Source organism: Paraburkholderia sp. TE9906, from assembly GCF_056279605.1.
Genome location: NZ_JBWCCT010000004.1, coordinates 656,100 through 677,838, shown reverse-complemented (window position 1 = coordinate 677,838; position 21,739 = coordinate 656,100). Strand labels below are relative to the sequence as shown.

Sequence of the window (21,739 nt, the reverse complement as noted above, 5' to 3'; positions counted from 1 at the left end):
CTACCGCCCACTCGAGCGCGATCCATTGCGCTATTCATTTCGCATTGCGGTACCCCGTTACGGCTTGAAACAAGCGCATACATATCGCTGGCGATGCTCGTCCTAGAATCATCTCAGCCCGCGCTCTCCGCGCGAACAGTCTGCGCGGGTCAGAAGCACCGGCGTGCCCGCGCCGGCGCTTCGCCTCCTATTCCAATGGACGCCCGCGCCCTCCTCAAGGCGCAGCTGGAGCCGGCACCATCGACGGCGGGCGCGTATCGGTGGGTACGCCGTGATAGTCGGCGGGATCTTGCGGCGGGCCCTGGTGGCGGCCGGACGGATTGTCCGCACAGCCGGCAAGACCGGCGAACAGCAGCAAGGCAATTATCGGAACGCGGAACATAGTAGTCGACTCTCCAGACATAGCAGATATCGGCGGCCACGCGACCACCGGAGCGCCGTGAGTCTAACCGCAAAGTACGATACGCGACGCCGCGGCACGCTTACCGCCCCTGTCGTTTCGCGATGCGTGATCTACTATGAAATCGTGGCCGCTTGTGAGAGGAGACTGTCATGGACGCTGAAGCGATCGCGGGTCTGGTCGGACTTGCCATAGGCCTGATCGTGCTGCTTGCCTTGTCGATTTTCGAATCGAGAACGTATAGGCGCGAACACGACGGCGAAGGGATGCTGCACCACTGGCTGACTCATCAGCACCTGCACATGCCGCATTGGAGACGTCCGCGGCATTGAGCGTGACGCGGGGGTTTGCCGGACTTGCACGGTGAGCGATTGACTGGTCGATCCATCGTATTGGCGTGGTCGGATCGGCGTTGGCCAGGTCGTGGAAATAACCGGTCGTCGTTGTCGTGGTGATGCAAACAGCCTGAAAAAATCGGCTGATGGGGCGCGTTGCGCCGCAGGAAGCGCCGCGCGCCGCCGACAATCGTATGCTCGGTTTCAAGGCGTGTTGATTGACCCGCTTGTCGATACAGGATCACGCGAGCGCCGCTGCGCGGCACCTGTGCTCTCCTCACGCAGTCACGCTTCGAATACGCACTACGTGTGCGGCTTTTTCCTCGTCGTCACAACCTCCTCACCTTGTCGCGTTAGCCCTTGCATTCGCGCGCCCGCCTCGCCCATTGTCCAATTCATTGCCACCTCATAGGCACATGCCTTGCTGAGCATGACCTTGCCAGGCACGCGCACGATGCGCGTCAACGTCCCGGCGCGCATGCGCCGAACCAACCGACGATGCGGCCCAGTCATCCGAGGGCCGGACAGGGAGAACTCAAATGACCATTGGAACCATCCTGCTGATCGTGCTCATCCTGCTGCTGATCGGCGCGTTGCCGAGCTGGCCGTACAGCAGCGGCTGGGGTTACCGGCCGACCGGACTGGTCGGCGTCGTGCTGATCATCGTGATCGTGTTGCTGCTGATGGGACGCATATAACGCACAGAAACACGCGCCCTTGAACGCCCTTTTCAGTCCGACGCAATTCATGGTTGACTCTGGCACCCAATGCCACGTAGAATCTCGGATTCGTCGGAGCGTAGCGCAGCCTGGTAGCGCATCTGATTTGGGATCAGAGGGTCGAAGGTTCGAATCCTTTCGCTCCGACCACGAAAAGCAATACGAAACCCGCGTAGCCTTCGGCTTCGCGGGTTTTTGCTTTTGGGCTCTAACTTTGCGTTTTCACTTTTGCGCTCGCGCGTTCGAGATGCGTCGCGCGAATGGAAGAACACAAGCGCGATCCTCCTCGCCTTGCGAACCACCCGTCCCGCATGCGACAGTGATTGACGATGAATAAAAAGCCAACGCTGCCTATCGCCGCAAACACAGCCGCAAACACAGCCGCAACTACGGCGGCTACAAGCGCACCGCAACCAGCGTCAAGGAGACACGCATGGACCTGATTCTCTGGCGTCACGCCGAAGCCGAAGAATTCGCCGCCGGCGATCTTGCCCGCGCGCTCACCACGCGCGGCCGCAAGCAGGCGCAAATCGTCGCCAAGTGGCTGCGTACCCGCCTGCCCGCCGACGCCGTCGTGCTCGCGAGTCCCGCGGTGCGCACCATCCAGACCGCCGAGACGCTCAGCGACCAGTATCGCGTGGTGCGTGAGCTCGCACCGAACGCCAGCGCGGCCGACGTGCTCGACGCCGCTGGCTGGCCCAAAGGCATCGCGCAGACAGTAGTGATCGTCGGGCATCAACCGACGCTCGGCCACGTCGCGGCGCAGTTGCTCGGCGACAGCAGCGCAAGCTGGCCGCTGAAGAAAGCCGGCGTGTGGTGGATCGCGAGCCGCGAGCGCGACAGCGGCGAACAGGCCGTGTTGCGTGCCGCCATCACTCCCGATCTGGTCTGAGCCGACGCGCATAAAAGACCTTCGGCAGTACACAGTTCGCGCGCATCCATCATGCGCGCGCACGACGCCCGACATTACAACCCGCGCGCACGCGGCTTACGGCCAGTCATCCAATCGTCATGGCTTTGCCATGCGAGCGTCACCAGGCGTTACTACATTGGCGAAAAAAGAAATCTTCCTTTTTTCGACCAGGACCCCCAATGCGAGAACTGCCGACGCCCACCCTGCCCCTCGCTTCGATCTTCGAAACGCGCCGCCTCCCGCGCGCCGAGGAAACGGTCACCGCGCAGCATCGGCTGCAAGTCACATGGGCACGCACCGACGAAGAACTGCGCGAAGCGCAGCGTCTGCGCTACCGTGTGTTCGCCGACGAGATGGGCGCACGTTTGACGGGCCCAGCGGGTCTCGACGTCGATGCGTTCGACGCCTACTGCGATCATCTGCTGGTGCGCGATCTCGACACGCTGAAAGTGGTCGGCACCTATCGCGCATTGCCGCCTCACCAGGCCGCCCGCATCGGCCGCCTGTATGCGGAGAGCGAATTCGACGTGTCGCGCCTGACGCACCTGCGCGCGAAGATGGTCGAAGTGGGCCGCTCGTGCGTGCATCCCGACTATCGCAGCGGCTCGGTGATCATGTCGCTGTGGGCCGGGCTCGCCGCGTACATGAAGCACAACGGCTACGAGACGATGCTCGGCTGCGCGAGCGTCGCGATGGTCGACGGCGGCCACTACGCGGCGAACCTGTATTGCTCGCTGCGCGAGAGCGCGCTGACGGCGCCGGAATACCGCGCATTCGCGCATACGCCGCTGCCGGTCGATGAATTGCAGACGGGCGCCGAAGTGGCGCCGCCGCCGCTCGTGAAGGGTTATCTGCGTCTGGGCGCGAAGATTTGCGGTGCGCCCGCATGGGACCCCGACTTCAACACGGCGGACTTTCTGACGCTGTTCCGTTTGTCCGACATCAATGCGCGTTATGCACGTCACTTCCTCGGCGATGCGTTGCCGCGCTAGGTGCGCATGGCGTGATTGACGCAAAAAGCCCGGCGGTGGTCGCCGGGCTTTTTCTTTGATGCGTTCACGAACGCATCACGATGCACGTCACAAGCGGGCGGCGAAGCGCCTATCACTCGTCCGTATAGACGACGCGATACGGAATGCCGACTTTCTCCCATTCCGCGGCTTCCTGGATCAGGCTGTAGTCGGTCAGCGGATTGTTGGCTACCCATTCGTTCGGCAAGCGCACTTCGTAGCCGCCATTGGCCCGTGCGACCGTGATCCCCGGCAAACCGACATCCGCCCGCCGGCGGCACAGCAATGCCGCGAGCCGCAGACAGAACAGCAGCGGCCACTCCACCTCGCGCGTTTGCGACAGCTTGCCGAGTTTGCCCGCATGACCGAGCACGAGCGCGGCGAGCCGCGCCTGGTCGGTGCGCGAGAAGCCGGGCATGTCCGCATTGCTGGCGATGTAGGCCGAATGCTTGTGATAGGCGCTGTGCGAAATCGACAACCCGATTTCATGCAGCGCCGCCGCCCAGCCGATGAACATGCGGTTTTCCACGCGACGCTCTTCGTCGGGCTCCGCGAACTGGTCGTAAAAGCTCACTGACAGATCGCCGATGCGCCCCGCCTGCGCACGATCCACGCCATAGCGGCGCATGAAGCCTTCCACCGTCACCGTGCGCATGTCTTCGTGCTGCGAGCGGCCCAGCAGGTCGTACATCACGCCGAGGCGCAGTGCGCCGTCGGTGGTGTCGACGTAATCGACGCCGAGTTCGTCGAATACCGCGATCATGATCGACAGGCCGCCGGCCAACACCGGAATGCGGTCGCCCTTCAACGCGACCAGCTTCAGCCGGTTGACGTTCTCCGCCTTGATCAACGCGCGCTTGAGTCGTTCGAGCCCGCCGCGCGAGATGCCGTGCGTGACGCCCGGATCGTTGAAATTATTCGCTTCGACCAGTTCCGCCAACGCGCGCGCCGTGCCCGACGAACCGATCGCCTGTTCCCAGCCGGTCTTCTTGTACTCGGCGGAAATGATCTGGATTTCGCGGCCGGCGGCGAGTTCGGCCTGACGCATCGTGTATTCGTCGACGTTGCCGGCCGGGAAAAACGCGCGGCTATGGCTCACGCAGCCGATATACAAGCTCTCCATCTTGATCGGCGTGTAGTGCGACCCGATGATGAATTCCGTCGAGCCGCCGCCGATATCGACCACCAGCCGCTTGCCCGGACTGGCCGGCACAGAGTGTGCAGCGCCCGCGTAAATCAGACGCGCTTCCTCGCGCCCCGCGATCACTTCGATCGGGAAGCCCAATGCGGCCTGCGCCTCGCCGAGAAACTCGCCGGCGTTCTTGGCGATGCGCAATGTATTGGTGGCGACCGCGCGCACGTGATCGGGATGGAAGTCGCGCAGCCGTTCGCCGAAACGCTTGAGCGCGTCCCAGCCGCGCACCTGCGACGCGCGATCGAGCATCTTGTCGCGCGACAGACCGGCAGCAAGACGCACCGGCTCGCGCAACGCGTCGACCTGATAGATCTGGCTGCCCGCGTCGGTTTCCTCGACCCGGCCGACGATCAGCCTGAAGCTATTCGAACCGAGATCGACGGCGGCAAGAAGTTGTGGCGTATTGACCATCGGGTATGCAGACTCCATGCGCGCAAGCGCGGCGGCGGTAAGCGCGGCGGGCGTGGCGGGACCGCCCGCTGCTCGCGACGCCCGATGTCCGGCCGCGCTGTTCAAAGACGCCATTCTAAGCGTATGGGGCCTCACGGTGTCACCTCGCAGAGATGGGGGTGCCCCATGGTCCCATATACACTGCGTCATATTGACGACACACAACGAATCGGGCGTAAAATCAAATAATCGAGAATGTCATAACAACGTCATCTTACTGTGAGAATTTCCGAGCGTCTTTCCGCCTCTCTACCTGACATTCCATTCTCGCTGCCGATGTCCATCCGCTATCCCTTATTGAATCGCGAACTGGGCATTCTGGGTTTCAACGAGCGTGTGTTGGCACAAGCTGCCGACCCAGCCGTCCCTTTGCTCGAACGCCTGCGCTTCATCTGCATCACCAGTAGCAATCTCGACGAATTCTTCGAAGTCCGCATGGCCGGACTGCAGGAACAGATGCGCGACAACCCCGGCGGGCTGTCGCCGGACGGTATGTCGTTGCAGCATGTCTACGATCTCGTGGTCGAGCGCGCACAGAAGCTCGTGCATCGTCAGTACACGATGCTGCATGACACGGTGCTGACGGCCCTCGAAGCAGAAGGCATCTATTTTCACGGCACCGAAGCGTGGAACGAAGCGCAGACCGAATGGGCGCGCAACTACTTCTTCGATGAACTGCTGCCGGTGCTCACGCCGATCGGTCTCGATCCTGCGCATCCATTTCCGCGCGTGCTCAACAAGAGCCTGAACTTCGTCGTCGAACTCGAGGGCAAGGACGCGTTCGGCCGCCAGGCGATGATGGGCATCGTGCAGGCGCCGCGCGCGCTGCCGCGGCTCGTGCGCATGCCGCAGGACCTGTCGGGCTATCCGCACGGCTTCGTGCTGTTGAGCTCACTGCTGCAGCGCTTTGTCGGCGAGCTGTTTCCGAACCTGGTGGTGCGCAGTTGCAATCAGTTTCGCATCACGCGCAATAGCGAGCTGTTCGTCGACGAAGACGAAATCACCAATCTGCGCGTCGCGTTGCAGGGCGAATTGCCGGCGCGCCATCTGGGCAATGCGGTGCGGCTCGAAGTGTCGGCGGAGACGCCTTCGCACGTCGTGCGGCGGCTGCTCGACGAAAGCGGCCTCTCCACCAAGGACTGCTACTTCGCGAACGGCCCCGTCAATCTGGTGCGGCTGATGCAGTTGCCGGAAATGGTGGACCGGCCCGATCTGAAGTTCGTGCCGCATATCCCTGCGACGCCGTCGCAGATCGCCAACAGCACCAACATGTTCGACGTGATCGATCAGGGCGACGTGCTGCTGCATCATCCGTACGAGAGCTTCCAGCCGGTGCTCGAACTGCTGCTGCAGGCGGCCAAAGATCCCAACGTGATGGCGATCAAGCAGACCATCTATCGCACCGGCACCGACTCGCCGCTGATGGACGCGCTAATGCAGGCCGCGCGCAACGGTAAGGAAGTCACGGTGGTGGTCGAGCTGCTCGCGCGCTTCGACGAGGAAACCAACATCAACTGGGCCTCGCAGCTCGAAGCGGTTGGCGCGCACGTCGTGTACGGCGTGGTGGGCCATAAGTGCCACGCGAAGATGATGCTGATCGTGCGGCGCTCGTCGGTGGGCGGCAAGACGACGCTCAAGCGCTATGTGCACCTGGGCACCGGCAACTATCATCCGCGCACCGCGCGGCTTTATACCGACTTCGGCCTGATGACCGCCGATCAGACGATCTGCGAAGACGTGCACCACGTGTTCCAGCAACTGACCGGCATCGGCGGCGAGCTGAAGCTGCACGAACTGTGGCAGTCGCCGTTCACGCTGCATCCGAAACTGGTCGAGGCGATTCGCGCCGAAGCCGAGCATGCGCGCGCCGGCAAGAAGGCGCGCATCGTCGCGAAGATGAACGCGCTGCTCGAACCTACGGTGATCGCCGAGTTGTACGAAGCATCGCAGGCGGGCGTGAAGATCGATCTGATCGTGCGCGGCGTGTGCTCGTTGCAGCCAGGCGTGCCGGGACTGTCGGAAAACATCACAGTGCGCTCGATCGTCGGGCGCTTTCTCGAACACCATCGCATCTTCTACTTCTACGACGGCGGCAAGGAGCGGGTGTATCTGTCGAGCGCCGACTGGATGGACCGCAACTTCTTCCGGCGCGTGGAAGTCGCGTTCCCGGTCAACAACCGGCGTCTGAAGCGGCGTGTGATCGCCGAAGGGCTGTCGGCGTTTCTCGGCGACAATCAGTCGGCCTGGCTGATGCAAAGCGACGGTCACTATCGCCGGCGGCGGCCCGGCAAGTCGTCGCGCAATGCGCAGATGGGTCTGCTCGGGAAGTTCTGCCCGTAAAAACGATGCTACGGTGCTCACTGTCTTCGCGAGCCGCCGAAGCGAACATAAAAAAAACCGCCTTTTCAGGCGGTTTTTTTGTGCCGAGGCGTCCGCCGTCAAACTGGCGCCGGCAGCCGGCGCGCGGTGCGATACACCGGAAAGCGCACGGTGAAGGTACTGCCGCGCCCCTCCTCGCTCTTCACGTCGAGCTGCGCATCGTGCCGTTGCAGCACGTGCTTGACGATCGCGAGGCCGAGGCCCGTGCCGCCCGTGTCACGCGAGCGGCTACGGTCGACGCGATAGAACCGCTCGGTCAAGCGCGGAATGTCCGCAGCCGGAATGCCCAGTCCGCTGTCCGTGACGGAGAACACCGCATGGCCGCCTTGCGCGTGCCAGTGCACCTTGATCGCGCCGCCGTCCGGCGTGTAGCGAATCGCGTTCGTCACCAGATTGCCGAACGCGCTGAGAATCTCGGTTTCGACGCCAGTCACGGTCAACCCTTCGTCGGCGTCGAACATGATCCGGTGATGGTCGCTCGACAGGCTCTGCGCGTCGTCCTGCAGATGGCGCAGCACCGCGCGCATGTCGATCATCTGTTCGCTCGGCGGCTTGTTATCGCCCTCGAGTTTCGCGAGCACCAGCAGGTCGCTGACGATATGACGCATGCGCGACGCCTGCTGTTCCATGAGTTCGAGATAGCGCGAGCGCTCGGCCTCGCTCAACGGCAACTCGCGCAACGTCTCCAGAAAACCGGAGAGCACGGTCAGCGGCGTCTTCAGTTCATGCGAGACATTGGCGACGAAGTCGCGCCGCATCGCGTCGGTGCGCTCCAGCTCGGTAATGTCCTGCGACAACACCAGCTTGCGATTCTCGCCGTACGGAAACACCTGCACCGACAGCACGTTCTGGCGCTTGTCGCCCATGCCGCGCATGATCAGCATTTCCTCGTACCGGTGCGAATTCAGGTAGCGGACGAAATCGGGGTGACGCACCAGATGCGTGATGTGCTGGCGCAGATCGCGCTTCGCATCGAGACCGAAGTGGCTCTCGGAGATCGCGTTGCACCACTCGATCTGGTCGTGGTCGTCAAGCATCGCGACGCCGTTCGGCGAGGCCTGAATGGCCTGGATGAAACGCGAGTGCTGCTGCTCGACCTGGCGCACCTGCGCGTGCCAGCGCTTCGCGAGCTTGTGCAGACGGTAGTAGATTTCGCCCCAGATGCCTGGCGCGCTCGGCACTTCGCCGTACACCGGTGCATCGAGCAGGCGCCACAGGCGCTGTTTGTGAAAGGTGCTGAAGATGCTCTGTGCAAGCAGCATGACGATCGCGAGAACGAGTCCTGCCTTGATGTTCACGAGCGCGCCGACCACCACGCACAGAACAGCCAGCAGCACGACCGACACGATGGAGCGCGCCCAGATGATGTTCATGGTCTAGCGATCGAAGAAAAAAAACGCGCCCCGCGACGGAGGGGCGGCGCCAGGTGTTGCGAATCTGATGTACGCGAGGTACGCGAACCCTTGACGGCGCAAGCGCCGCCCGCCGATCTCAGGCGCTCTTCGCCAGTCTGTAGCCGCTGCCGCGTACCGTTTCAATCATAGCATCGCACCCGGCCGGCTTGAGCGCCGCGCGCAGGCGCTTGATGTGCACGTCCACCGTGCGTTCTTCGACGAACACGTGATCGCCCCACACCTGATCGAGCAGTTGCGTGCGGCTATGCACGCGCTCCGGGTGCGTCATGAAAAAGTGCAGCAGACGGAATTCCGTCGGGCCGAGATCGAGCTTGATCTCGCTGCCTTCGGCATGCGCGGCCACGCGATGCGTCGCCGGGTCGAGCTTGAGGCCGTTGATCGCGACGAGGTCTTCGGTCAGCTGCGGCGCACGGCGGCGCAAGACCGCCTTGATGCGCGCCATCAGTTCCTTCGGCGAGAACGGCTTCGTGACGTAGTCGTCGGCGCCGATTTCGAGGCCGAGCACCTTGTCCTGCTCATCGCCGCGGGCGGTCAGCATGATGATCGGGATGTGCTTCGTGCGCTCGTTGTTGCGCAGATCGCGGGCGAACGCAATACCCGATTTTCCCGGCAACATCCAGTCGAGCAGGACGAGGTCGGGCAGCACGTCGCTGATCAGGTTTTGCGCCTGCTCCGCGTTGTACGCGCGAATCGGGCAGTGTCCGGCGTGTTGAAGATTGACCGAAATCAGTTCGGAAATAGCGGGCTCATCTTCAATGACGAGAATGCTGCTAGGCATCGGCACCTCTGGTCCTTATCTCTGGATTAACTGAGCGCTTCGCGTTCGAGCGCGTCGCGCGACTTGTGCCGCACGTCGGTGCCCTTCACGATGTAGATGATGAATTCGGCGATGTTCTTCGCGTGGTCGCCGATGCGTTCGATTGCCTTCGCGATGAACAGAAAATCGAGGCCCACGGAAATGGAGCGCGGATCTTCGGTCATGTACGAAATCAGCTTGCGCACGAACGCGCGGAATTCTTCGTCGATCGCTTTGTCGTCGCGCACGATCTGCGCTGCGGCTACCGTATCGAGGCGCGCGAACGCGTCGAGCGCGCGGCGCAGGATCGACACCGCCATTTCGCCCGACAGCTTGATCTCGGCGATATTGATGGTGCGCGACGCGCCGTCTTCCATCAAACGCTTGGTGCGCTTGGCGATTTTTTCGGCTTCGTCGCCGGCGCGTTCGAGATTCGTGATGGTCTTCGAAATCGCGATCAACAGGCGCAGGTCGCGCGCGGCCGGCTGACGGCGCGCGATGATGTTGCTGCACTCTTCGTCGATGTCGACTTCCATCTTGTTCAGACGGTCTTCGGCGGCGATCACCTGTTCCGCGATATCGAGATCGAACTCGTTGAGCGCCTGCATCGCGTTGACGATCTGCGATTCAACGAGGCCACCCATTTCGAGCACCTTCGACGAAACCAGGTTCAGGTCGGCATCGAACTGGCTGGACAGATGTTTATCGGACATGTCGTACTCCCGTTGTTTGGCTCGGCGGATCAGCCGAAGCGGCCCGTGATGTAGTCTTCCGTTTCCTTGCGGACCGGCTTGATGAAGATCTTTTCGGTATCGCCGAATTCGATCAGTTCGCCGAGGTACATATAGGCAGTGTAGTCCGAACAGCGGGCCGCCTGTTGCATGTTGTGCGTGACGATCACCACCGTGTAATCGCTCTTCAGCTCGGCGATCAGTTCTTCGATGCGGCCCGTCGAAATCGGGTCCAGGGCCGAGCACGGCTCGTCGAGCAACAGCACTTCCGGACGGATCGCGATGCCCCGCGCGATACACAGACGCTGCTGCTGGCCGCCGGACAAACCGTAGCCGCTCTGGCCGAGCTTGTCCTTCACTTCGTTCCACAACGCCGCCTTGGTGAGCGCCCATTCGACGCGGTCGTCCATCTCCGAGCGTGGCAGCGTTTCGAACATCTTCACGCCGAACGCGATGTTGTCGTAGATCGACATCGGAAACGGCGTCGGCTTCTGGAACACCATGCCGATCCGCGCGCGTAGGAGCGAAATATCACGCTTGGACGTCAGCAGGTTTTCGCCGTCCATCAGGATTTCGCCTTCAGCGCGTTGTTCCGGATAGAGCGCGTACATCTTGTTGAAGGTGCGCAACAGGGTGGACTTGCCGCAGCCCGACGGGCCGATGAACGCGGTCACCTTGCCTTCGGGAATCTGCAGGTTGATGTTCTTCAGCGCGTGATACTTGCCGTAGAAGAAGTTCAGGTCGTTGACCTCGATCTTCGGGCGCGACGGCGACGACGCCTGGCCGCTCTGGGCGGGATCAAAACCGGCGGGCGCAGTGGGACGCGAGATCGGATTGAGTTGGGTTTCTGCCATATTCATCGGATTACACTCCGCCCTTACTTATTCGAGAAGATCGTGCGCGCGAGGATGTTCAGTCCCAGCACCGCGAGCGTGATCAGGAAGACGCCGGCCCACGCGAGCGATTGCCATTGCGCGAACGGGCTCATCGCAAACTTGTAGATCGTGACCGGCAGATTCGCGACCGGCTGGCCCATGTTCAACGTGAAGAACTGATTCGACAGCGCCGTGAACAGCAGCGGCGCGGTTTCGCCCGCAATCCGGGCAACCCCGAGCAGCACGCCCGTGACGATGCCCGCAATCGACGCCTTCAGCGTGATCGACAGCACCATCTTCCACTTCGGCGTACCCAGTGCGAAGGCCGCTTCACGCAGCGCGTTCGGCACCAGTTTCAGCATGTTTTCGGTAGTGCGGATCACGATCGGAATCTGCAGCAGCGCGAGCGCGAACACGCCGGCCCAGCCGCTGAAGTGGCCCATCTTCGCCACCACCAGCGCGTACACGAACAGACCGATCACGATCGACGGCGCGGACAACAGAATGTCGTTGATGAAGCGCGTGACATTCGCGAGCAAGCCTTTCTGGCCGTATTCGGCGAGATAGACGCCCGCCAGAATGCCGATCGGCGTGCCGACGAACGTGGCGAGTCCGACCAGCATCGCGCTGCCGACAATCGCGTTGGCGAGACCGCCGCCGTCGGTGTTCGGCGGCGGCGTCGACTGCGTGAACAACTCGACCGACAAGCCGCCGATACCGAGGCGCAGCGTCGTATAGAGAATCCATACGAGCCACAGCAGACCGAATGCCATCGCCGCGAGCGACATGGTCAGCGCGAGCGCGTTCTTCAGGCGGCGGCGTCCTTGCAGACGCACGCGCATCGCTTCGAGCGCGGCGGCGTCGTTCGAACCCGGCATATTCAAAGTGGACTGGCTCATTTCGCACCCTCCCCTTTTTCCAGGCGAAGCAGCATGATCTTCGAAACCGACAGCACGATGAAAGTAATCACGAACAGGATCAGGCCGAGTTCCATGAGCGCCGACGTGTGCAGGCCAGGGTCCGCTTCGGCGAATTCATTGGCGAGCGCCGACGTGATACTGTTGCCCGGCGAAAACAGCGAAATGTTGTCGAGCAGATTGGTATTGCCGATCACGAACGTGACCGCCATCGTCTCGCCGAGCGCGCGGCCGAGGCCCAGCATGACACCGCCGATCACGCCGCTCTTGGTGAAGGGCAGCACGATCTTCCACATCACTTCCCACGTCGTGCAGCCGATGCCGTACGCCGATTCCTTCAGCAGCACCGGCGTGACTTCGAACACATCGCGCATCACGGACGCGATGTACGGGATGATCATGATCGCGAGAATCACGCCCGCGCACAGGATGCCGATGCCGATCGGCGGGCCGCGGAACAGCGCGCCAACGAACGGAATGCCACCGAGCACCGCGCCGAGCGGTTTCTGGAACCACGTCGCGAAGATCGGCGCGAACACCAGCAGACCCCACATGCCGTACACGATCGACGGGATCGCGGCGAGCAGTTCGATGGCGATGCCGAGCGGTCGGCGCAGCCACGCGGGCGCGAGTTCGGTCAGGAAAAGCGCGATGCCGAAGCTGACGGGCACCGCGATGATGAGAGCAATGATCGAGGTGGCGATCGTGCCGTAGATCGGCACCAGCGCGCCGAACTGCTTGCTGGGTGGATCCCATTCGGCGGTCCACAGGAAGCTCAAGCCGAACTCCCTGATCGACGGCATGGAAGCGATGATCAGTGAAACGATGATGCCGCCGAGCAGCAGCAAAGTGATGATGGCGGAGAAGCGCGCCAGGCCGCCGAAGATCACGTCGCCGGCGCGGCTGGGCGCCTTCTGCTGCGACGTGCTGCCGGGCGGGGTGGCCCTGCCTGCGCCAGACGCTAAATGGATATCGGACATGAGAGCCTGATGGACCTGTTTCCAGTTGCCGTATGACACGTGTCGTGCGGCCGGTAATGCTCGGGTGAATGCCGGGATGATCCCCCGGGATAATGCCATTGGCCGTCCCCACATGAGGACGGCCAATGTGTTACGTGATGCTGTTGCCTACTGCAAAGCTTAGTCGGCGATCGGCTTGCCTGCCGAGTCCTTCACCTTCGACTTCCACTGCGTGCGGATTTCCGACACGACCGAATCCGGCAGCGAGATGTAGTCCAGATCGTTCGCGGCTTGCGTGCCGTTCTTGAATGCCCAGTCGAAGAACTTCAGCGTTTCGGTGCCTTGCGCCGGCTTGTCCTGCGCCGTGTGCAGCAGCACGAACGTCGCGCCGACGATCGGCCATGCGTTCTTGCCCGGCTCGTTCGTCAGGATCTGGTAGAACGACTTCGACCAGTCCGCGCCCGCTGCCGCTGCCTTGAAGGTTTCCGTCTTCGGTTCGACCACCGTGCCGGTCGAGTTCTTCAGCGCGACGTACGTCATGTGGTTCTGCTTCGCGTACGCCCATTCCACGTAGCCGATTGCGCCCGGCAGACGTTGCACGAAGGCTGCAACGCCGTCGTTGCCCTTGCCGCCCGTACCCGTGGGCCAGTTGACCGTCGAGCCTTCACCGACCTTCGACTTCCAGTCCGCGTTGACCTTCGACAGATAGTTCGTCCAGATGAAGCTGGTGCCCGAACCATCGGCGCGGCGGACCACGGCGATATCGGTATCCGGCAGCTTGAGCTTCGGGTTCAGCGCAACGATCGCGGGATCGTTCCACTTCTTGATCTTGCCCAGGTAGATGTCGCCGAGCACTTCACCCGACAGCACGAGTTCCGACGGCTTCACGCCCGGCACGTTGACAACCGGCACCACGCCGCCGACCACCGTCGGGAACTGGAACAGGCCTTCCTTGGCGAGTTCGTCGTCCTTCAGCGGAGCGTCCGAACCGGCGAAGTCGACCGTCTTCGCGACGATCTGCTTCACGCCGCCCGACGAACCGATACCCTGGTAGTTCACTTTGCCGCCGCCGGACTTCTGATAGGCGTCGGCCCACTTCGTGTAGATCGGTGCTGCGAAGGTGCTGCCCGCGCCGGTGATGTCTGCGGCTTGCGCTGCGATCGCGAAAAGCGCGCCAGCGACGCCAGCGAACACGGTTTGCATCAATTTCATGAGACCTCCAAGGTGTGAGCGGTGTGAGCGAGTAACACGAACACCGCGAAGCTTAGGGTCTCTTTGTGACAAAAACGTGACTAACCGTGAAACGCGCGTGACAGTCAGGTTACTGACATGAAAGGATTTGAGCGGAGGAACTGACGGCGTCGCAGCGGCGATGTCCGTTCTAAGGGAGATTAGGCGAAAAAGATGGGGCGCGAACGTTTGCGCGGGGTGAGGCGGGGTGGATTGTGTGAGGGCGTTGGCGGGCTAAAGGGGCTGAGGTTTGCGCGGGTCGTGCCCGGCTGATCGCGGTAGGCGGCAGGACGATATCCTATCGTCCCACCGCTTGCCCGCCAAAAAACGTCGCTTACGCCGTGGCCTGCTTGACCGCGTCGGCGATTGCTTCCGAATGAAGCACCGCGTCGTCGACGTTCTCGGCCTCGACCATCACGCGCAACACAGGCTCGGTGCCCGACGCGCGGATCAGCACGCGGCCGCGGCCATTCAGCGCGCTCTCGGCGTGGCCGATCGCGCGACGGATCGCTTCGCTGCCCTTCCAGTCTGCGTCCGGCTTCATGCGCACATTGATCAATTTCTGCGGGAACAGCGTGACGCCGTCGAGCAGATCAGCGAGCGATTTCCCGCTGCGCTGCATCGCCGCGAGCACCAGCAAGGCGGAGACGATGCCGTCGCCAGTCGAATGGCGGTCGAGGGAGAGGATATGTCCGGAGCCTTCCGCGCCGAGTTGCCAGCCGTGCTCGCGTAGTTGCTCGAGCACGTAGCGATCGCCCACCGCCGCGCGGACGAACTTCACGCCCGCCTCCTGCAGCGCCACCTCGACGGCCATATTGGTCATCAGGGTGCCCACTGCGCCATCCACGTTGCCGTCGGTCGCAATGCGGTCCTTCACCAGTACGTACAGCAGTTCGTCGCCGTTATACAGGCGGCCAGCCGCGTCCACCACCTGCAGACGGTCGGCGTCGCCGTCGAGTGCAATGCCGAGGTCGGCGTGATTCGCGCGCACGGCGCGCACCAGCGCATCCGGCGCGGTCGCGCCGACGCCGTCATTGATGTTGAAGCCGTTCGGCGAAACGCCGATCGGAATCACCTCGGCGCCGAGTTCATGGAACACGTGCGGCGCGACGTCGTACGCGGCACCGTGCGCGCAATCGACGACCAGCTTCATGCCGCGCAGGTCGAACGCGGCCGGAAACGTGCTCTTGCAGAACTCGATATAGCGGCCGGCGGCATCATCGAGACGCCGCGCCTTGCCGAGCTGCTCGGAGGCCGCGCAGGCGAGCGGCAGATTGAGCTGCTCTTCGATCTGTGCCTCGACTTCGTCCGGCAGCTTGTTACCGTCGGCGGAAAAGAATTTGATGCCGTTGTCGTAGTACGGATTGTGCGAAGCGCTGATAACCACACCGGCGGCGAGCCGCAGCGCGCGCGTCAAATAGGCGATGCCGGGTGTCGGCATCGGGCCCGCCAGCATCACGTCCACGCCGGCCGCCGAAAAGCCCGACTCGAGCGCGGCTTCGAGCATGTAGCCCGATACGCGCGTGTCTTTGCCGATCAGCACCGTTGGCCGAGTGCTCGATCTGGCCCGGCGATCCGCGCCCGCCAGCACCTTACCGGCCGCGTAGCCAAGCCGCAGCACAAATTCCGGCGTAATGGGCCCTTCGCCGACCTTGCCTCGAATCCCGTCCGTTCCGAAGTAACGACGCGCCATATTATTTCTCCCTCGTTTTGCAGTGGGTTCAACCACGCGCGCGGCCGTGAATCGCCGCGTCGCGCATGGCTGCCCATACTTTCAATGCGTCTGCTGTTTGCGCAACATCATGCACGCGCAGAATCGCAGCACCCCGTTCGGCCGCGCACACGGCGGCGGCAACACTACCCGCGACGCGCTCCGCAGCCGGACGCCCGACCACTGCGCCGATCATCGACTTGCGCGACATGCCCGCGAGAATCGGATAAGGCGGCACGGCTTGCGGCGCTGTGTCCGGCAAATGCGCGAGCAGCGCGTAGTTATGCTCGATCACCGCCTTGCCGAAGCCGAAACCGGGGTCGACGCTGATGCGCGCGCGCGCGACCCCCGCTTGCTGCAACGTCGCCACCCGCTCCTCGAGGAAATGCCGAACCTCGCTCACGACGTCGTCATAGGCGGGCTCGCCGAGTTGCATGGTCTGCGGCTCGCCGAGCATATGCATCACACATAACCCGCATGCGCTGTCGCGAACCGCGTCGATTGCACCGGGCATCCGGAAACCCCAGATGTCGTTGATCAGATCGGCGCCCGCGCTCAATGCCTCGCGCATCACTTCCGGCTTGTACGTATCGATCGACAACGGCACGTTGGCCCCGCGCAGTTGCTCGATGAGCGGAATCACGCGCGCCAGCTCTTCGTCGAGCGGCACTGGCGGCGCACCGGGCCGGGTCGATTCGCCACCGATATCGATGATGTCCGCGCCCTCGAGCATCATGCGTTCGGCCTGACGCAGCGCATCGCCGCGCATCGCGTATTGGCCACCGTCGGAGAATGAATCGGGCGTGACGTTCAGAATACCCATGACCAACGGGCGTTCAAAGGTCAGCTTGAAGCGGCCGCATTGCAGCGGCTCTGGAATGAGAGGAGAAGACAGATCGGCTTTCGACACGTAGCAATGCTTCACGTAAAACGGATAAATGCAAAACGGGCCGGTGTGAAACACACCGGCCCGCACTTTCTACTGGTCGCCTATCAGGCCGGCGCGGTTGCGCTGCCTGGTTTGACCTCAGTGCCCGGGCTACCACCCGACGAGGCGTCGCTTGCCGATGGCGGCGAGCTCTTCGGCGAACGCGGCGGACGGCCAGCCATGATGTCGTTGATCTGATCGGCGTCGATCGTTTCCCACTCCATCAGTGCGGCGGTCATTGCTTCGACCTTGTCGCGGTTTTCATCCAGCAGGCGCTTCGCGAGGTTGTACTGCTCGTCCAGCACGCGGCGGATTTCCGCGTCGACCTTCTGCTGCGTCGCTTCCGAAATGGTCCGCGTGAAACCACGGCCAAACGGCGTTGCATCGTTTTCGTCGTCGACGTAGACCATCGGTCCGAGCGCGTCCGTCATCCCGAAGCGAGCCACCATGGCGCGAGCCGTCTGAGTCGCCTTGTTGAAGTCGTCTGACGCGCCGGTGCTGATCAGGTTCAGGAACAGCTCTTCCGCCACCCGGCCGCCGAACAGGATCGCAAGACGATCGAGCAGATAGTCCTTCGAGTACGTTTCGTTGTCATGCTCCGGCAACTGCCACGTCACACCCAGCGCACGGCCGCGCGGAATGATCGTGACCTTGTGCACCGGATCGGCCTTCGGCAACAGTTTGGCAATCACCGCATGGCCCGACTCGTGGTAAGCCGTCGCGCGCTTCGACTCTTCGCGAATCACGGCCGACTTGCGCTCCGGACCCATGAAGATCTTGTCCTTCGCATCCTCGAAGTCCGTCATTTCGACGATGCGCTTGCCGCGGCGAGCCGCGAACAGTGCCGCTTCGTTCACGAGGTTCGCGAGATCCGCGCCCGAGAAGCCCGGCGTGCCACGCGCAATCACTGCCGCGTCGACATCGTTCGAAATCGGCACCTTGCGCAGATGCACCTTCATGATGTGTTCGCGGCCGCGGATATCCGGCAGACCGACATACACCTGGCGGTCGAAACGGCCCGGACGCAGCAGCGCCTTGTCCAGCACGTCCGAACGGTTCGTTGCAGCGATCACGATCACGCCCGAGTTCGCTTCGAAACCGTCCATCTCGACCAGCATCTGATTCAACGTCTGCTCGCGTTCGTCGTTACCGCCGCCCATGCCGGCGCCACGATGACGGCCGACCGCGTCGATTTCGTCGATGAACACGATGCACGGTGCGTGCTTCTTGGCCTGCTCGAACATGTCGCGCACACGAGCCGCGCCGACACCGACGAACATTTCGACGAAGTCCGAACCTGAAATGCTGAAGAACGGCACCTTCGCTTCGCCAGCGATAGCGCGCGCCAGCAGCGTCTTACCCGTTCCCGGAGGGCCGACCAGCAGCACACCACGTGGAATGCGCCCACCGAGCTTCTGGAATTTCTGCGGGTCGCGCAGGAAGTCGACCAGCTCGGAGACTTCTTCCTTAGCTTCGTCGCAACCGGCGACGTCGGTGAAATTGATTGCGTTGTTGTTTTCGTCGATCAGGCGCGCACGGGATTTGCCGAACGAGAATGCTCCGCCTTTCCCGCCCCCCTGCATCTGTCGCATCATGTAGAACCAGAACCCGATGATCAGGATCGTCGGCCCGAGGTAGTACAGCGCGGACACCAGCGCATTGGGTTCGTCGTCAGCCTTGCCGCTCACCTGAACGCCATACTTCATCAGATCGCCGACCATCCAGATGTCGCCGGGCGACACGATCTGGTACTTCTGGCCGTCTGCTGGAGTGACCGTGAGGTTCCGCCCCTGGACAATGACGTTCTTGACTTTGCCGGCCTTCGCGTCGTCCATGAACTGCGAATAGGAAACGCCTTCCTGGACACGGGGCTTGTCGAACTGCTTGAACACCGTAAACAGCACCAGTGCGATAACCAGCCACACTGCTGCCTTCGAAAACATATTGTTGTTCAAAGCACCACTCCTTCACTTAGACGGGCGCCTACATTTGCCTTGCGGCACCACGAAAGCATTCTAATCCAGTCCGCAGACCCCTGCCATAAGGTTTCGCTACCACAGAAATAGCGCAGCGTGCCAATCAAGCGCCAATTTCCCGCGCCAGAGGCATTTTATCGGCAGATGCGGAACCCTCCTGCAGCGCCCCCTATGCGGGCCGCTTGAGATGCTTACCCAAAATAAACGTTTCTGACGACTTATCCCGCGACGCTTTCGGCTTGCGGGCCGCCACCACCTTGAACTGACGCTTGAACTTTTCGACAATCTGGCTATAACCGCTGCCGTGGAAGCATTTGACTAAAAGGGCACCATCCGGTTTCAGGTGATTTTGTGAGAATTCCAGCGCGAGGTCGCATAAATGCTCGATTCGCGCGGCATCCGCCACCGCCACTCCCGACAGGTTGGGCGCCATGTCCGAAATTACAAGGTCAACCTGGCGTTCTCCAACCAATTCTTCCAGTTGGCCCAGTACCGAGTCTTCACGGAAGTCGCCCTGGATGAAATGAACGTCGGCCACGGGCTCCATCGGCAACAGATCCAGCGCGATGATCGTGCCGTCGATACCGCCTTCGCGCTCTGCATCGCGCTGCGAGCCTTTGGCGAGCTTGTTGCGCGCGTACTGGCTCCAGCTGCCGGGCGTGGAGCCGAGGTCGACGATCACCTGCCCCGGACGGATCAGCTTGTCCTGCTCGTCGATTTCCTTGAGCTTGTAGGCTGCGCGGGCGCGATAACCCTCCCGCTGCGCCATTTTCACGTACGGATCGTTGATGTGGTCATGCAGCCACGCGGTATTGAACTTGTTTTTTGCCATTAAAGATTGAACTCTTGCTGCGTGGTGACGCGCTTTAGGGGATAATACGCGGTTAATTCGCGCGGCCACCGCCAAACTGACGGTCATCCGCGATTCTGTTGTTCTGACGCGCCGCCCTGTTGAATCGACCGATCGAGCAAATCGATCGGGAACGCAGGTGCCGCCATTTTAGTCGAGTCTCCCACTTTCCATGCCCGCCCTCAAAGTCTCTTCCGACCAACGCGCCGAGTTGCGCTCCCAGGCACATGCGCTCAAACCGGTCGTGCTCGTCGGCGCCGAAGGCTTGACCGACGCTGTGCTCTCCGAGATCAAGGTCCACCTTGGCGCTCATCAGCTCATCAAAATCCGCGTGTTCGGCGACGAACGCGAAGAACGCATCGCGATCTATGAAGAGATTTGCGACAAGCTGAGCGCCGCGCCGATCCAGCACATCGGCAAGCTGCTCGTGATCTGGAAGCCGGAATCGGCTCAACCGGCCGTGAAGACAAAGCGCGGCGCCCTGCCGAGCGCCCGCGAAGCAGCCGTTGAAGCCAAGCCTGGCAAGGGTCGCGCGCCACGCGTCGTGACGGTCGTCAAACCCAGTGAAATTCCGATGCGCAAGCCGAAGGCAAAAGCGGTCGTTGTGCGCGGCAATGAACGCGTCACGCAAGGCGGCAACATCAAGCGTGCCAAGAAGCGTCAAACCAGCGCGAAGCGCTCGCATCAGTCGTCGAAGTAAGCAGGTGGCAAGAGGTGCGGGAAGGTCTGCACCTTGAACAACGCTGGCTTGAAACGCGGCGGGATGCCCGCACAAGCGGGTTCGGCAAAATCACAGAAATCGGAAAGAGCGGCTAGCAAGCGCAAGCAGTACCTGCCCAACCCGCCTCAGCCCGCCATTTTCCCCGCAGCACCGCGAGCGCCCTGCTCCGTCGTCGCGGTATCGATGCTCGCCGGCAGCTTCCACACGAGCGCCACGCCAAGCAGGCTTTCGATCAGATAGAACACGCTCGACACGCCGTGCAGCATACCGAAGCGTGCCGCATAAACCGAATGCCCGACGTCGGTGCCCGCTTCGAGTGCGGCCTCGCGCATCGCATTCATGAACGGCTGCAGCGCGAAGTAACCCACCAGCACACACACCAGCATGCCGGCGATCAGCCAGCGCAAACGGCGATAAGCCTCACTGCCGCGGCGAACCAGCACATTCGCGAGACCCAGCAGCAAAATGCCGCACACCACTCCCACCACGCCCTGAATGCGAAATAGTTGTGCCGCCACTGCGCCTGCCGAGATCCGGTCGAGCGACGTGAACAGCACTGGCGCGACGGCATAGCCGATAGTCAGCAGACTACCGACCCACACCACCGTCAAAAGACGGAAAAATCGATGTGGCATCTGGGACTCCCGGGCCACCCTCAAACGTAGCTAACCGCGATGATTTCATATTCGCGCACGCCGCCCGGCGCCTGCACCGACGCAACGTCGCCTTCCGATTTGCCGATCAAGGCGCGCGCGATCGGCGAGCTGATCGAAATCAGGCCATGGTCGATGTCCGCTTCGTCGTCGCCGACGATCTGATATTTGACCGACGCACCCGACTCCAGGTCTTCCAGTTCCAGCGTCGCGCCGAACACCACGCGGCCGTCCGCGTCCACCTTCGACGGGTCGATCACCTGCGCGCCAGCCAGCTTCGATTCGATCTCGGCAATCCGGCCTTCGATAAAGCCCTGCTTTTCCTTCGCAGCGTCGTATTCCGCGTTTTCCGACAGATCGCCCTGCGCACGCGCTTCCGCGATCGAATTGATCACTGCCGGACGTTCGACCGATTTCAGCCGCTGCAATTCGTCGCGCAACATGTCCGCGCCGCGCCTAGTCAATGGAATAGTGCTCATAAACAACTCTAGAGGCAAAAAACAGCCGTAAAAAAAATCACCGCGGTTAAGTGCATTCCGCAGGGACCAGTGCCATGGAGCATAACTCCGGCCCCAG

The 21,739-nt window shown here is 62.2% G+C and carries 21 protein-coding genes and 1 tRNA gene; 7 read left to right on the top strand and 15 right to left on the bottom strand.

Features of this window, described 5'->3' with window-relative positions:
- Positions 1-214: 214 nt before the first annotated feature.
- A complete protein-coding gene (locus tag ACZ9H4_RS14050) occupies positions 215-382 on the bottom strand; it encodes a hypothetical protein (RefSeq protein WP_408146241.1) in 168 nt (55 codons plus the stop codon).
- Positions 383-552: 170 nt separating this feature from the next.
- Here ACZ9H4_RS14050 and ACZ9H4_RS14045 point away from each other — a divergent pair, with 170 nt between their 5' ends.
- The 5 genes from ACZ9H4_RS14045 to ACZ9H4_RS14025 all read left to right on the top strand — a co-directional run bounded on the left by ACZ9H4_RS14045 (position 553) and on the right by ACZ9H4_RS14025 (position 3,359).
- Positions 553-732, top strand: a complete 180-nt coding sequence (locus tag ACZ9H4_RS14045) for a hypothetical protein (RefSeq protein ID WP_408146239.1) — start codon at positions 553-555, stop codon at positions 730-732.
- Between the two features lie 542 nt (positions 733-1,274).
- Positions 1,275-1,433 carry a DUF3309 family protein gene (locus ACZ9H4_RS14040; protein ID WP_091792618.1) on the top strand — a complete coding sequence of 53 codons (159 nt, stop codon included), beginning with the start codon at positions 1,275-1,277 and terminating at the stop codon, positions 1,431-1,433.
- A 94-nt stretch (positions 1,434-1,527) separates the two neighbouring features.
- Positions 1,528-1,604, top strand: a tRNA-Pro gene (locus tag ACZ9H4_RS14035).
- 283 nt (positions 1,605-1,887) lie between these two features.
- Entirely contained in the window at positions 1,888-2,346 is a 459-nt protein-coding gene (gene sixA / locus ACZ9H4_RS14030; protein WP_408146236.1) for a phosphohistidine phosphatase SixA, read from the top strand.
- 200 nt (positions 2,347-2,546) lie between these two features.
- Entirely contained in the window at positions 2,547-3,359 is an 813-nt protein-coding gene (locus ACZ9H4_RS14025; protein WP_476119286.1) for a GNAT family N-acetyltransferase, read from the top strand.
- A 112-nt stretch (positions 3,360-3,471) separates the two neighbouring features.
- Here ACZ9H4_RS14025 and ACZ9H4_RS14020 read toward each other — a convergent pair whose 3' ends face one another.
- Positions 3,472-5,097, bottom strand: coding sequence for a Ppx/GppA phosphatase family protein (locus ACZ9H4_RS14020; protein ID WP_408146233.1), 1,626 nt, complete (start codon positions 5,095-5,097; stop codon positions 3,472-3,474).
- 201 nt (positions 5,098-5,298) lie between these two features.
- On the opposite strand from ACZ9H4_RS14020, the gene ppk1 reads away from it, so the two are divergent.
- The gene (ppk1, locus tag ACZ9H4_RS14015; protein ID WP_408155102.1) at positions 5,299-7,362 is read left to right on the top strand and encodes a polyphosphate kinase 1; all 2,064 of its coding nucleotides are present in this window, start codon (positions 5,299-5,301) and stop codon (positions 7,360-7,362) included.
- Between the two features lie 98 nt (positions 7,363-7,460).
- On the opposite strand, the gene phoR is transcribed toward ppk1, so the two are convergent.
- The 11 genes from phoR to ACZ9H4_RS13960 all read right to left on the bottom strand — a co-directional run bounded on the left by phoR (position 7,461) and on the right by ACZ9H4_RS13960 (position 19,771).
- Complete coding sequence (phoR, locus tag ACZ9H4_RS14010; protein WP_408146231.1) at positions 7,461-8,774, bottom strand: phosphate regulon sensor histidine kinase PhoR; 1,314 nt, start codon at positions 8,772-8,774, stop codon at positions 7,461-7,463.
- Positions 8,775-8,892: 118 nt separating this feature from the next.
- A complete protein-coding gene (gene phoB, locus ACZ9H4_RS14005; protein WP_028199153.1) occupies positions 8,893-9,594 on the bottom strand; it encodes a phosphate regulon transcriptional regulator PhoB in 702 nt (233 codons plus the stop codon).
- Positions 9,595-9,620: 26 nt separating this feature from the next.
- Positions 9,621-10,325, bottom strand: coding sequence for a phosphate signaling complex protein PhoU (gene phoU, locus ACZ9H4_RS14000; RefSeq protein ID WP_074764835.1), 705 nt, complete (start codon positions 10,323-10,325; stop codon positions 9,621-9,623).
- A gap of 29 nt (positions 10,326-10,354) precedes the next feature.
- A complete protein-coding gene (pstB, locus tag ACZ9H4_RS13995; protein ID WP_408146228.1) occupies positions 10,355-11,203 on the bottom strand; it encodes a phosphate ABC transporter ATP-binding protein PstB in 849 nt (282 codons plus the stop codon).
- Positions 11,204-11,220: 17 nt separating this feature from the next.
- On the bottom strand, positions 11,221-12,117 hold the full coding sequence (gene pstA / locus ACZ9H4_RS13990) for a phosphate ABC transporter permease PstA (protein ID WP_408146226.1): 897 nt from the start codon (positions 12,115-12,117) through the stop codon (positions 11,221-11,223).
- Positions 12,114-13,115, bottom strand: coding sequence for a phosphate ABC transporter permease PstC (pstC, locus tag ACZ9H4_RS13985; protein WP_408146224.1), 1,002 nt, complete (start codon positions 13,113-13,115; stop codon positions 12,114-12,116). The genes pstA and pstC overlap by 4 nt, the downstream gene beginning before the upstream one ends.
- Positions 13,116-13,274: 159 nt before the next feature.
- Positions 13,275-14,306, bottom strand: a complete 1,032-nt coding sequence (gene pstS, locus ACZ9H4_RS13980; RefSeq protein ID WP_408146222.1) for a phosphate ABC transporter substrate-binding protein PstS — start codon at positions 14,304-14,306, stop codon at positions 13,275-13,277.
- A 352-nt stretch (positions 14,307-14,658) separates the two neighbouring features.
- Positions 14,659-16,017 (bottom strand): phosphoglucosamine mutase, encoded by a 1,359-nt coding sequence (glmM, locus tag ACZ9H4_RS13975; protein WP_408146220.1) that lies wholly within the window; start codon positions 16,015-16,017, stop codon positions 14,659-14,661.
- 28 nt (positions 16,018-16,045) lie between these two features.
- Positions 16,046-16,945 carry a dihydropteroate synthase gene (gene folP / locus ACZ9H4_RS13970; RefSeq protein WP_476119285.1) on the bottom strand — a complete coding sequence of 300 codons (900 nt, stop codon included), beginning with the start codon at positions 16,943-16,945 and terminating at the stop codon, positions 16,046-16,048.
- An 83-nt stretch (positions 16,946-17,028) separates the two neighbouring features.
- On the bottom strand, positions 17,029-18,918 hold the full coding sequence (gene ftsH, locus ACZ9H4_RS13965; protein WP_168662533.1) for an ATP-dependent zinc metalloprotease FtsH: 1,890 nt from the start codon (positions 18,916-18,918) through the stop codon (positions 17,029-17,031).
- A gap of 190 nt (positions 18,919-19,108) precedes the next feature.
- Complete coding sequence (locus ACZ9H4_RS13960; RefSeq protein ID WP_121315280.1) at positions 19,109-19,771, bottom strand: RlmE family RNA methyltransferase; 663 nt, start codon at positions 19,769-19,771, stop codon at positions 19,109-19,111.
- A 190-nt stretch (positions 19,772-19,961) separates the two neighbouring features.
- On the opposite strand from ACZ9H4_RS13960, the gene ACZ9H4_RS13955 reads away from it, so the two are divergent.
- Positions 19,962-20,489: a YhbY family RNA-binding protein gene (locus ACZ9H4_RS13955; protein WP_408146216.1), complete on the top strand. Its 528-nt coding sequence runs from the start codon at positions 19,962-19,964 to the stop codon at positions 20,487-20,489.
- A 146-nt stretch (positions 20,490-20,635) separates the two neighbouring features.
- Here the strand turns inward: ACZ9H4_RS13955 and ACZ9H4_RS13950 are convergent, their stop codons facing one another.
- Both ACZ9H4_RS13950 and greA read right to left on the bottom strand, forming a co-directional pair.
- The gene (locus tag ACZ9H4_RS13950; RefSeq protein WP_476119284.1) at positions 20,636-21,145 is read right to left on the bottom strand and encodes a DUF4149 domain-containing protein; all 510 of its coding nucleotides are present in this window, start codon (positions 21,143-21,145) and stop codon (positions 20,636-20,638) included.
- Between the two features lie 20 nt (positions 21,146-21,165).
- The gene (gene greA / locus ACZ9H4_RS13945; RefSeq protein WP_408146212.1) at positions 21,166-21,642 is read right to left on the bottom strand and encodes a transcription elongation factor GreA; all 477 of its coding nucleotides are present in this window, start codon (positions 21,640-21,642) and stop codon (positions 21,166-21,168) included.
- Positions 21,643-21,739: the final 97 nt, after the last annotated feature.

Bases quoted from the DNA above. Each gene is read 5' to 3' on its own strand.
- ACZ9H4_RS14040 (WP_091792618.1), top strand. From the start codon at position 1,275: ATGACCATTGGAACCATCCTGCTGATCGTGCTCATCCTGCTGCTGATC.
- ppk1 (WP_408155102.1), top strand. From the start codon at position 5,299: ATGTCCATCCGCTATCCCTTATTGAATCGCGAACTGGGCATTCTGGGT.
- phoB (WP_028199153.1), bottom strand. From the start codon at position 9,594: ATGCCTAGCAGCATTCTCGTCATTGAAGATGAGCCCGCTATTTCCGAA.
- greA (WP_408146212.1), bottom strand. From the start codon at position 21,642: ATGAGCACTATTCCATTGACTAGGCGCGGCGCGGACATGTTGCGCGAC.
- glmM (WP_408146220.1), bottom strand. From the start codon at position 16,017: ATGGCGCGTCGTTACTTCGGAACGGACGGGATTCGAGGCAAGGTCGGC.
- phoR (WP_408146231.1), bottom strand. From the start codon at position 8,774: ATGAACATCATCTGGGCGCGCTCCATCGTGTCGGTCGTGCTGCTGGCT.
- ACZ9H4_RS14045 (WP_408146239.1), top strand. From the start codon at position 553: ATGGACGCTGAAGCGATCGCGGGTCTGGTCGGACTTGCCATAGGCCTG.
- pstB (WP_408146228.1), bottom strand. From the start codon at position 11,203: ATGAATATGGCAGAAACCCAACTCAATCCGATCTCGCGTCCCACTGCG.
- phoU (WP_074764835.1), bottom strand. From the start codon at position 10,325: ATGTCCGATAAACATCTGTCCAGCCAGTTCGATGCCGACCTGAACCTG.
- ACZ9H4_RS13950 (WP_476119284.1), bottom strand. From the start codon at position 21,145: ATGCCACATCGATTTTTCCGTCTTTTGACGGTGGTGTGGGTCGGTAGT.
- ACZ9H4_RS14050 (WP_408146241.1), bottom strand. From the start codon at position 382: ATGTTCCGCGTTCCGATAATTGCCTTGCTGCTGTTCGCCGGTCTTGCC.
- ACZ9H4_RS13960 (WP_121315280.1), bottom strand. From the start codon at position 19,771: ATGGCAAAAAACAAGTTCAATACCGCGTGGCTGCATGACCACATCAAC.
- ACZ9H4_RS14020 (WP_408146233.1), bottom strand. From the start codon at position 5,097: ATGGCGTCTTTGAACAGCGCGGCCGGACATCGGGCGTCGCGAGCAGCG.
- pstC (WP_408146224.1), bottom strand. From the start codon at position 13,115: ATGTCCGATATCCATTTAGCGTCTGGCGCAGGCAGGGCCACCCCGCCC.
- sixA (WP_408146236.1), top strand. From the start codon at position 1,888: ATGGACCTGATTCTCTGGCGTCACGCCGAAGCCGAAGAATTCGCCGCC.
- pstS (WP_408146222.1), bottom strand. From the start codon at position 14,306: ATGAAATTGATGCAAACCGTGTTCGCTGGCGTCGCTGGCGCGCTTTTC.
- ACZ9H4_RS13955 (WP_408146216.1), top strand. From the start codon at position 19,962: ATGCCCGCCCTCAAAGTCTCTTCCGACCAACGCGCCGAGTTGCGCTCC.
- ACZ9H4_RS14025 (WP_476119286.1), top strand. From the start codon at position 2,547: ATGCGAGAACTGCCGACGCCCACCCTGCCCCTCGCTTCGATCTTCGAA.
- pstA (WP_408146226.1), bottom strand. From the start codon at position 12,117: ATGAGCCAGTCCACTTTGAATATGCCGGGTTCGAACGACGCCGCCGCG.